The organism is Mycobacterium sp. URHB0044, from assembly GCF_000620625.1.
In the GTDB taxonomy this organism is placed as follows: Bacteria; Actinomycetota; Actinomycetes; order Mycobacteriales; family Mycobacteriaceae; genus Mycobacterium.
The window spans coordinates 54,666-64,345 of sequence record NZ_JIAW01000032.1 but is presented as its reverse complement, the minus strand read 5'-3'; the positions used below and the strand labels follow the sequence as shown (position 1 = coordinate 64,345).

The following is a 9,680-nucleotide window of genomic DNA, read 5'->3' as shown; positions in this document are numbered from 1 at the left end:
GATCGGACAGTTGGCGGATCAGTAACTCCAGGCGGCCGCCGTCGGCGTCGGGGCGGAAGAACTCGTGGAACCGTTCGTGCGGGACGGTGAAGCGGTCGTAGTCGCGCGCGTCGGCGGCGCGGCGCATCTCGTCGAGCACACTGGTCATCTCGTCGAGTTCGGCCGCGGTCAGCAACGGCACCCGCACGGTCAGCGCCAGCGGTTCCAAGACCAGTCGGGTGGCGTAGAGCTGTTCGAGGTCGCTGGAAGAGAAGTCGGCCACCTGGATGCGGTGATTGTGGCGCGAGACGACCAGTCCTTCGCGCTCCAACATCCGACACGCCTCGCGGATCGGGGAGCGCGACACTCCCAGGTCGCGGGCCAGGTTGGCTTGTGAGACCACCGAGCCCGGCGCCAAGTCCCCGCGCAGGATCCGATCCCGCAACAGGTCGTGCACCGCATCGAGCCCGACGGCTTCCCGACCCGCCTCCGGCGCCGTCACAGAGCCGGACGGTTGCTCCACCATCGCCATCACCCCCTCATCTTCGAAGCGTGCAGTGAGGCGAAGTCTGTCGACAGTTCCCACGTATGTCAAGCAACTAACTGCAAACGCGGGTTTCATAACCAACAACAATTGGTCTATTCTGTCGACAGTCTTTGCGTGTCGATCGAGACGACGTGTTCCGGTCGCCCGCCACCGACCCGTACCAACCGCCACCACGAGAAACGGAGAACCCTTCGATGCGCGTCGCAAATCTGGACGGCCGCCTCGTCCTGCTTAGGGACAAGGGAGCAGTTGACGTCGAACGAGCAAGTGGCGGAGAGTTCGGTTCCGACCCGCAAGAGATCTACGGGCGTTGGACCGAGTTCGCGGCGTGGGCGGCCGGCGCCGATCTACGTGAATCGGAACCCTACGACGAAGCCCTGCTGGGTCCACCTACCCCCGAGCCTGGGCAGGTCTACGCCATCGGCCTGAACTACGCGTCGCACGCCGCGGAAAGCGGTGTCTCGGCTCCCGCCGAACCCGCAGTCTTCACCAAGTTCCGCGCATCGATCACCGGTCCGTACGCGCGGGTACAACTGCCCACCGACACGGTCGATTGGGAGGCCGAACTGGTCGTCGTGATCGGACACCTCGCACATCGGGTGAGCGCTGCCGAGGCCTGGGATCACGTCGCCGGTCTCACTGTGGGTCAGGACCTGTCCGAGCGGACGTTGCAATTGACCGGGCCGGCGCCGCAGTTCAGTTTGGGGAAGTCGTTCCCCGGGTTCACTCCCCTGGGCCCGTGTCTCGTCACGCCTGACGAACTCACCGACCGCGACGACCTGGAAGTCGGTTGCGCCCTCGATGGCGAGCAAATGCAGAAGGGCCGCACGGGCGATCTGATCTTCTCGGTCCCGGCACTCATCGAGCGGCTCTCCGCTGTCGTTCCGCTGTCGCCGGGCGACCTCATCTTCACCGGGACACCGAGTGGTGTTGGCGTCGCGCGAGATCCGCGTCGCTTCATCTCCCCCGGCCAAGAACTGATCACCTGGGTTGAGGGAATCGGGCAGATCCGCAACACCTTCGTGGCCGGGCCCCGCCACATCACCCACGTCTCTTGAGGAAGGACCAGATATGCCACTGCATCGCCTGACCACCGTCACGGTTGGGGTCCCCAACGTCGAGCAGACCGCGGCTTACTACACCGACTTTGGCCTGACGCCGATGGGTGGCGGAGCCTTTCGCACCGAAGACGGCGGTGAGCAGTTCCGGCTCGTGCATGCGGCTCGGCGCAGTCTCGTCGAGATCGGCATCGGCGTGGACGACCGCGATGACCTGGACAGGGTGGCTGTCGCGCTGAACCACCTCGACCTGCATGTCGAACTGGCCGGTGACACCCTCATCGCCAACGAGCCGATTGCGGGATTCCGTGCCGTCCTCACCGTCAGCCCCCGGCTGGACCAGCCGATGGTGAAGGCGACGCCATACAACGGTCCCGGCCGGGTCGAGCGGGCCAACACCAGAGCTCCTGGCATCGTGCGCGAGGGACGGGTCAAGCCCCGCAAGCTTGGGCACGTCGTGATCGGCTCCACCGACGGGCCCGCCACGCAGAAGTTCTTCACCGAGGGTCTGGGCTTCAAGGTCAGCGACGCGATCGGTTCCCGCGGCGCGTTCATGCGGTGTTCGACCGATCACCACAACGTGCTGGTCCAGCAGGCACCGGTGAACTTCCTGCACCACACGGCATGGCAGGTCGACGACATCGACGAGGTCGGGCGCGGCGCCATGGCGATGCTCGACGAGCATCCCGAGCGCCACGTGTGGGGGCTCGGCAGGCACCACGCCGGGTCGAACTTCTTCTGGTACCTGAAGGACCCCGCCGGGAACTTCTCGGAGTACTACTCCGACCTCGACTGCATCGTCGACGACGCGCTCTGGGAGCCCGAGACGCTGGAAGGCGCACGAGGTCTATTCAATTGGGGGCCGCCGCCGCCACCGTCGTTCGTGATGCCCGAGGACGTCGCCGGCGTCATGGTCGGTGCGCACGAGGCTGGCTGAGCTCCCGCTTCAGCCCGCTCCCCCAACACATCTCAGAAAGACAGGATCCAAACCATGCCACAGACTGTGCAATTCGACGAGTACGGCGACCTCGACGTACTTCATGTGGTTGACGTCCCAGCACCGCTACCTGGACCGGGGCAGGTGCGGATCGCCGTTCGTGCGGCCGGAATCAATCCGATCGAATGGAAGATCGTGGCAGGCTTCATGCGTGATATGAGACCGCTCACGTTCCCGGCCGGACTGGGCTCCGACGTGGCAGGCATCGTCGATGAGATCGGTCCGGACGTCAACGAATTCGCCGTCGGCGATGCCGTCTTGGGCAGTGCGCTCACGGGTTCATTCGCCGAGTATGCGCTCGCTGAGCCGGCGAGCCTCGTCCGCAAGCCCGCCGACATCAGTTGGGAAGAGGCGGGATCGCTCTCGGGCGCGGGCGGTACGGCATATGCCGTGCTGAAGCGACTCGATCTCCAAGCCGGCGAGACGCTACTCATCCACGCCGCCGGAGGCGGGGTAGGCACCTTCGCCGTTCAACTTGCAGCCGCGCGCGGCGTGGCGGTGATCGGCACGGCAAGCGAACGCAATCACGACTACCTCCGATCGATCGGCGCGATACCCGTGACCTACGGCGAGGGACTGCTCGAAAGGGTGCGGTCGGTGGCTCCGAACGGTGTCGACGCCGTTCTCGACGCCTCCGGTCGTGGTGAAATCCCGCTGTCCATCGAACTCACCGGCAAGCCGGAGCGGGTTCTCACACTGGTCGCGTTCGACGCCGCCGCGAGCGGTATCCAGGTCCACGTCGGCGGAGCCGGCGGTGAGCTGGGCAATGCGCTGCACGAACTCGTCGCACTCATCGAGGAGCGGCGTCTCACCATGGCGGTTTCTCGGACGTATCCGTTAGCCGAAACGGCGAAGGCGTTACGGGCAAGTCGCGACGGACACCTCAACGGCAAGATCGTCGTCCTACCCAAGCCATGAACAGCGATACCGTGGCCAGGGCTCGCCAGCATTCGGTGGGAGATCTCTTGCGGCGCACCGCGTTGCGCTACCCCGACAAGCTCGCCGTCGTCGGGGGCGAATACCGCATGACGTACGCGGAGTTCGACGCAGGAGTGAATCGATGTGCACGCGCGTTGGCCGACCGAGGCCTCGGCAAGGGAGACCGGTTGGCGTTGCTCTCGCACAACTGCTGGCAATACGCCGTCCTGGCATTCGCCACGGCCCGCCTCGGTGTTGTCCTCGTTCCGGTGAACTTCATGCTCGGTGCTGACGAAATCGCTTACATCCTCCGCCATTCCGAAGCGGCCGGTCTGGTCACCGAGGATGCGCTCGCTCCGACGGCGGAGAAGGCGTTGGCCTCTGCCGGCCTTGTGGGTGGAGTTCGCGGTTGGATCGGGCTGTCGGGCACGACACCGCCTGGCGAGTGGGAGAACGTCGACGCTTGGGTCGACACCGGCGACTCCTCTGCCGTCGATGTGCCGATCGCCGATGACGACCCGCTGCGCCTGATGTACACCTCGGGCACGGAGTCGCGGCCCAAGGGCGTCATGCTGTCGAGCCGCTCGCTGATCGCCCAGTACGTGTCGTGTGCGATCGACGGTGGGATGACCGGCGATGACATAGAAGTGCACGCGCTACCGATGTACCACTGCGCCCAACTCGATTGCTTCTTCTCGGTCGACGTCTATCTCGGCGCTACTAGTTTCATTCTGCCGGGACCCGATTCGGCCACCCTGCTAGCGACGATCGAGCGCGAACGGGTCACCAAGCTGTTCTGCCCTCCGACGGTCTGGATCTCGCTGCTGCGGCACCCTGATTTCGACGGGACGGATCTGTCGAGCCTGCGCAAGGGTTACTACGGTGCTTCGCCGATGCCGGTGGAGGTGTTGCGCGAGTTGCAGGAGCGCCTGCCCGAGGTGCGGCTGTGGAATTTCTACGGCCAGACCGAAATGGCGCCGGTGGCCACGATTCTGCGTCCGGAGGAACAACTGGAGTACGCGGGTAGCGCGGGCAAGCCGGCGATCAACGTCGAGACCATGGTCGTCGACGACGAGGGCAATCCGGTGCCGGCTGGTGAGGTCGGCGAGATCGTGCACCGCAGTCCGCACGCCACGCTTGGCTACTACCGCGATGAGGCCAAGACGTCGGAGAGCTTCCGCGGTGGATGGTTTCACTCCGGAGATCTGGGAGTCATGACCAGTGACGGCTACCTCTCCGTGGTGGACCGCAAGAAGGACATGATCAAGACCGGTGGCGAGAACGTCGCCAGCCGCGAGGTCGAAGAGGCGCTCTACGAAATCGATGACGTCGCGGAGGTCGCGGTGTTCGGCATCAGCCATCCGCGGTGGGTCGAAGCAGTCACTGCGGTTGTCGTGCTCAAGCCTGGCGCCGGTGTGACCGAGGAGGCCGTTCATGCCCACGCCAAGGCGAAGCTCGCCGGTTTCAAGCGACCCAAGTACGTCGTGTTCGCCGAAGCCCTGCCGAAGAACCCCAGCGGAAAGATCCTGAAGCGAACATTGCGCGAGCAGTATGCCGACCTCGCCGGTGGTGGCTGAACGCGCTGCGCCGCACATCCCCACACCATTTGATATGCATCTATTACTTGATAGATACCTATCAGTTTTGGTATTGTGTGATCGTGGCCACACCCCAGCACAACCTGCGCACCGATGCGGCGCGGAACGTGGAGCGGATCGTCGCCAGTGCGCAGCAGGTGTTTGCGCGAGCTGGGTCCGACGCGGCGATGGAAGATGTTGCGGCCGATGCCGGTGTCGGTGTCGCCACCGTCTATCGGCGCTTTCCCACCAAGGAAGCTCTTCTGCGCGTTGTGCTGGAACGGCGGTTCGACGACGTCGTCGAGACGGCGCTGCGGCGAGCGCAGACAGAGCCCGATCCCCGCGACGCGATGCGGATCGCGTTGAGTGGCGCGGTGTCGTTCTTTGCCGACGACCCCAACACCGCAGCGGCGGCCGCGAGTAGCGGTCTGATGACGATGGATCTCGCATACCGCTTCATCGGACCCGTCGACGAGATCGTGCGTCGCGGTCAGCGCGACGGCGTGTTCCGCTCGGACCTGGTGACCGAAGACGTGCCGCGGATCGTACTGATGTTGGTGGGCATACTGCCCTCGGTGCACCCCGGGTCCAATGGGTGGCGCCGGTACCTCGACCTCATCATGGACACGCTCTGCGCGAGCCGCAGCGACCTGTCGGCGCCCACGCCCCTGAGCGACCATCAACCCCGGCCGCCGCTGGCCGTGGCGCATTCGGATACATAGGAGTAGCCGCGTGATCGTCGATGACCGCACCGATTCTCAGACATTCGAAGACGGGCCATCGACCCATGCGTCATGTCCCGACGTGCGATCGCCTGGGCTGCAACGGTTGTCGGCCAGCGATGTCGAAGGGGCTACCGAGGCGTTTGGTGAGGCCTATTTCGAGGTGGCCGTCCTGCCTCGGGATAACCGGCGCTTGAGTTTGGAGATTGTCTCCTGCCAACTGCCCAACATCAGAGTGGGGCGCCTCCGGGTTTCGAGTCTGACAGCGCGTTGTGGACACTACCCACTGATCACCGTCTGTCTACCGATTCGCGGGGAAGCCGGGATCTGCAGCAACGGGCAGATCGTACGGGTTGGCGGCCAATCGGGAGCGGTGATCTCCACGGGTCCGGTGGCCGTGGAGTACCTCACCGATGATTGTTGGATCGAGACCGTGGTCCTCGAGCAGTCGGCCGTCGAATTCGAGTTGGCCAACATGCTGGGCGCCACCGTGACAACACCGCTGCGGTTCGATGTGCAGTTGTCCGCACTGACGGTGACGCCATTCACTCGCGCGCTGTCGCTATTGCAGAACGAGCTGGTACAGCCCGACGGGTTCGCCGCTGTGCCCGCGATGTCCGCCCGGTTGGGGCACCTCGTCATTGCGGGTCTGCTTGTCAGCCAGCCGCATAACTACACCGAGGAGCTGGCCGAGCCCAAGACGGTGCGGGCAACGAAGCCGATCCGCAACGCGTTGGAGTTCATCGAAAGCCGACCAGCCGAGATCGAAACCGTCGCCGACATCGCCACAGCCGTGGGGCTCAGCGTTCGCGCGCTCGATGACGGCTTTCGTCGCTATGTGGGCACATCACCGATGACCTACCTGCGCGACGTGCGGATTGCCCGGGCGCACGAAGACCTCGTTGCCGCCGAACCCGACACGACCACCGCTACCGCCGTTGCCCGTAAGTGGGGCTTCGGGCATTACGGCCGATTCGCCGCCGACTATCGACGTCGATTCGGCCGCAAGCCATCTGAGACTCTCCGGGGAGGGTGATGGCGGGTCACCGACTCAATGCAGCCCGGCCATGAGTTCAGCCAGATCGTCGGGCTCGATCAAGGACGGCGGCATGGGCGGACCCCAGTGGTTGGGATCCTTGTCCAGGCCCCAGATCCCCGGATCCCAGATCTGGTCGTCGAGTATCTCGTCCATGTCCGAGTAATACTCCGACATGTTCCCGGCGGGATCCCGAAAGTACCAGAAGTAGTTCGATCCGACCCAATGCCGGCCGATCCCCCACACGTGCCGCTCGGGATGATCGGCGAGCAGTTCGTGTGCGCCGCGACCGATCTCGTCGATGTCCTCCACTTCCCAAGACGTGTGGTGCAGGAACGGCACCGGGGCCGCCTGCACCAGAACGTTGTGATGATCGGGCGAGCAGCGCATGAACGCCCCGATGTCGGCGACCTCGTCGCTGAGCTTGAGTCCCAAACCATCCATGAAGAACCGCTTCGACGTCGCGTAGTCGGTCGACCCGAAGACCACGTGCCCCAGCTTGCGCGGCCGCACCGGCGCTTCACGAAACAATGCGGGTGCCCGCACATCGGGGCGCCGTATATCGCCCGGATAGTTCTGATCGGCCACCACGATCTTCTGTTGCAGTGGCTCCACCACCGATAATTTCACCGCAATCCCGGTCGCCGGTTCCGCAGCGCGCAGCATGTCGCCGTCGATTCGCGCGTCGACATCCTGATGTGCCAATCGTGATTCGATTCGCCCCAGGTCGTCGCGATCCTGCACCCCGATTCCGATCTCGACGAGCTGCCGAATCGGCCTTTGCACCAGGATCAGCTGTTCACCGCCGTCGACGGTGCTGAACCGCCGTGACGAACCATCGGCGGTCGATTCGATTGGAGTCAGGCCGAAGTCGGTATAGAACCGCGCGGTTTCATCGAGACTTGGGACTCCGATTGTGACGTGGGTTAGCCGGTGTACTGACACCTCACGCCTCCTTTCCTGTTAATACGGCCGCACCGACGTGGTGCGCCTGGCCTCGCCCTGCCCCCGCGGCGAGGATCTGATCGAAAACTGAGTTCAATACCGCGACCGGATCATTGACGGCCTCGACTGCGCGGAACGCCACGAATCGGTCGGGGCGGACCAGTACCGCGCCATCGGGGCGGATGCCGCGGTGCTTGAGCCACGAAAGTCTCACATCGACGTGGTCGACGTCTCCGAAGCCAACTCGTGTGGCATGGAGCGGAATACCGCGCTCTGCAGCGATTTTCATCGCAGCGTCAATCCATTCCATGCCGTCTTCGCCGGCGATCAGCACGAAGTGGCCACCGTGGACAAGCGATCCCAGCGCGAGGCGTTCACCTTCACGTTCCACCCAGGCGTGCGGCAAGGAGCTTCCCGGCCGTGTGCTGGGTTCATAGATCCGTACTGGGTCGATGGGTTCCGGTACGGGCGAACCGTCGTCAACGATGGCCGCCGAGTGGTAGGTGTAGCCGAAATCGACGCCGTGTTGCCGGAATTCGAAACTATGTGAAGCCACGGCCTGGCTGAGTTGATGGCGGCGTCGTGGCGAATCGGGCAGATCGTTCCACAATGGCCTCAGGGCTTCCCAGTTCTCCTCCGCCGACTTCGCCGACGAGAGCCCCAGGGCGTTGACCACGGTGCTGTGGTTCATCGCTGCGCCGACCGCGGTGTTGACGTTGGCTTCGTCGACGGGCCGGCGCTCGGAGTCGTAGGTGTCCAGCAGGGCAGCGCCTGCCCGCCCTTGCAGCACTGCCGCCAGTTTCCAGCACAGGTTGTAGGCGTCGTGGATGGCGCTGTTGAGGCCCAGCCCTCCCGTGGGTGGATGGCGGTGGGCCGCGTCACCGAGGAGGAAGACCCGGCCTTCGGAGAACCGTTGTGCCAGTAGTCCTTCCATGACCCACTTGCCAACGTTGTAGGTCGCCTCCGGTGAGAAGTCGGGTATGCCGAGGGATTCGCCCACTCGCTGCATCACCTTTGCCGGATCAGCGGCATCGGGATGCTCGTACGGATAGGGCAGGATGGCAACCCACTCGTCGGACTGGTGCCCCCAGTGGTCTGGGCCGACGCCGATCAACACACAGCCGTAGTCGAGATGCTCAGGGCGGTCGGGGTTGTAGACCCAGCGGATCATCGGCTCGGGGTCGCTGAAGTACCTCGACAGGTCGGCCCTCATGTGAACGTTGACGACGTGACGCAGGTTGGTCATGCCCTCCACGGGAATACCGGCGAGCTCGCCGACGGTGCGGCCCCCGTCCGCGCCCAGGAGATACGAGCACCGAACACGGTATCGCCGGTCGGTGGCCCGGTCGAGAACCGTGGCGGTCGCGCCGTCGGCGTCCTGCTCAAGATCGACCAGCTCGTGGTAGAAGCGTACGGTCGCCGCCGGGCTTGCTTCCGCGTGAGCCTTCAGGATCGGCTCCAGCCGGATCAGCGGCAGGTTAGCCGAAGCGCACGGGCTGGCGGCGATGTAGTCGGGGTCGGTGTAGCCGCCACCCCAGCCCTCCGCGATCGCCAGCCGCCGGCCGTGCCGCTGCGGTGGCCCGTCGCCTGCCAAACCGGAGTACCAGGCGACATAACGCATGTTCTCCAGCGGCGTGCTACGGGTCAGGATGTCACTCGCTACACCGACGTCGGTGAAGATCTCCATGCTGCGCTGGTTCAAGAGGTGGGCCTTGGGCAGCTGCGACGTCGCCGGGTAGCGCGAAACCAGCAGACTCTCGACGCCTAACTGCGACAGCAGGATCGATGCCGTCAGGCCCGCGCCACCGCCCCCCACTATCAGTACGGGGACAGTGATGTCGTAGGTGACCATGTGGTTCTCTCCTTGGCTGAATCGGGTAGCAAGACGGGTAGTGCGGCGC

General features: G+C 64.7%; 9 protein-coding genes. 6 read left to right on the top strand and 3 right to left on the bottom strand.

Annotation, left to right across the window (positions count from 1 at the left end; genetic code table 11):
- A partial coding sequence (locus N536_RS42750) for a GntR family transcriptional regulator (RefSeq protein WP_197040313.1) occupies positions 1-505 on the bottom strand: 505 nt, incomplete at its 3' end.
- 215 nt (positions 506-720) lie between these two features.
- Here N536_RS42750 and N536_RS0135255 point away from each other — a divergent pair.
- The 6 genes from N536_RS0135255 (at position 721) to N536_RS42745 (ending at position 6,834) form a co-directional block, all read left to right on the top strand.
- Positions 721-1,584 carry a fumarylacetoacetate hydrolase family protein gene (locus tag N536_RS0135255; RefSeq protein ID WP_029117909.1) on the top strand — a complete coding sequence of 288 codons (864 nt, stop codon included), beginning with the start codon at positions 721-723 and terminating at the stop codon, positions 1,582-1,584.
- Between the two features lie 13 nt (positions 1,585-1,597).
- Positions 1,598-2,521, top strand: a complete 924-nt coding sequence (locus N536_RS0135250; protein ID WP_029117908.1) for a VOC family protein — start codon at positions 1,598-1,600, stop codon at positions 2,519-2,521.
- 54 nt (positions 2,522-2,575) lie between these two features.
- Positions 2,576-3,499, top strand: a complete 924-nt coding sequence (locus N536_RS0135245) for an NADP-dependent oxidoreductase (RefSeq protein ID WP_029117907.1) — start codon at positions 2,576-2,578, stop codon at positions 3,497-3,499.
- Positions 3,496-5,076, top strand: coding sequence for an acyl-CoA synthetase (locus N536_RS0135240; RefSeq protein WP_029117906.1), 1,581 nt, complete (start codon positions 3,496-3,498; stop codon positions 5,074-5,076). The genes N536_RS0135245 and N536_RS0135240 overlap by 4 nt, the downstream gene beginning before the upstream one ends.
- A gap of 83 nt (positions 5,077-5,159) precedes the next feature.
- Positions 5,160-5,798: a TetR/AcrR family transcriptional regulator gene (locus tag N536_RS40445; protein WP_197040312.1), complete on the top strand. Its 639-nt coding sequence runs from the start codon at positions 5,160-5,162 to the stop codon at positions 5,796-5,798.
- A gap of 10 nt (positions 5,799-5,808) precedes the next feature.
- Positions 5,809-6,834, top strand: coding sequence for an AraC family transcriptional regulator (locus tag N536_RS42745; RefSeq protein WP_081809519.1), 1,026 nt, complete (start codon positions 5,809-5,811; stop codon positions 6,832-6,834).
- 15 nt (positions 6,835-6,849) lie between these two features.
- On the opposite strand, the gene N536_RS0135225 is transcribed toward N536_RS42745, so the two are convergent.
- Both N536_RS0135225 and N536_RS40435 read right to left on the bottom strand, forming a co-directional pair.
- A complete protein-coding gene (locus N536_RS0135225) occupies positions 6,850-7,779 on the bottom strand; it encodes a VOC family protein (protein ID WP_029117905.1) in 930 nt (309 codons plus the stop codon).
- Between the two features lies 1 nt (position 7,780).
- The gene (locus tag N536_RS40435; protein ID WP_064751622.1) at positions 7,781-9,631 is read right to left on the bottom strand and encodes an FAD-dependent monooxygenase; all 1,851 of its coding nucleotides are present in this window, start codon (positions 9,629-9,631) and stop codon (positions 7,781-7,783) included.
- Positions 9,632-9,680 lie beyond the last annotated feature (49 nt).

What these genes read in the sequence shown, in the direction of transcription:
- N536_RS0135255 (WP_029117909.1), top strand. Translation starts at nt 721, where the DNA reads ATGCGCGTCGCAAATCTGGACGGCCGCCTCGTCCTGCTTAGGGACAAG.
- N536_RS0135250 (WP_029117908.1), top strand. Translation starts at nt 1,598, where the DNA reads ATGCCACTGCATCGCCTGACCACCGTCACGGTTGGGGTCCCCAACGTC.
- N536_RS0135245 (WP_029117907.1), top strand. Translation starts at nt 2,576, where the DNA reads ATGCCACAGACTGTGCAATTCGACGAGTACGGCGACCTCGACGTACTT.
- N536_RS0135240 (WP_029117906.1), top strand. Translation starts at nt 3,496, where the DNA reads ATGAACAGCGATACCGTGGCCAGGGCTCGCCAGCATTCGGTGGGAGAT.
- N536_RS40435 (WP_064751622.1), bottom strand. Translation starts at nt 9,631, where the DNA reads ATGGTCACCTACGACATCACTGTCCCCGTACTGATAGTGGGGGGCGGT.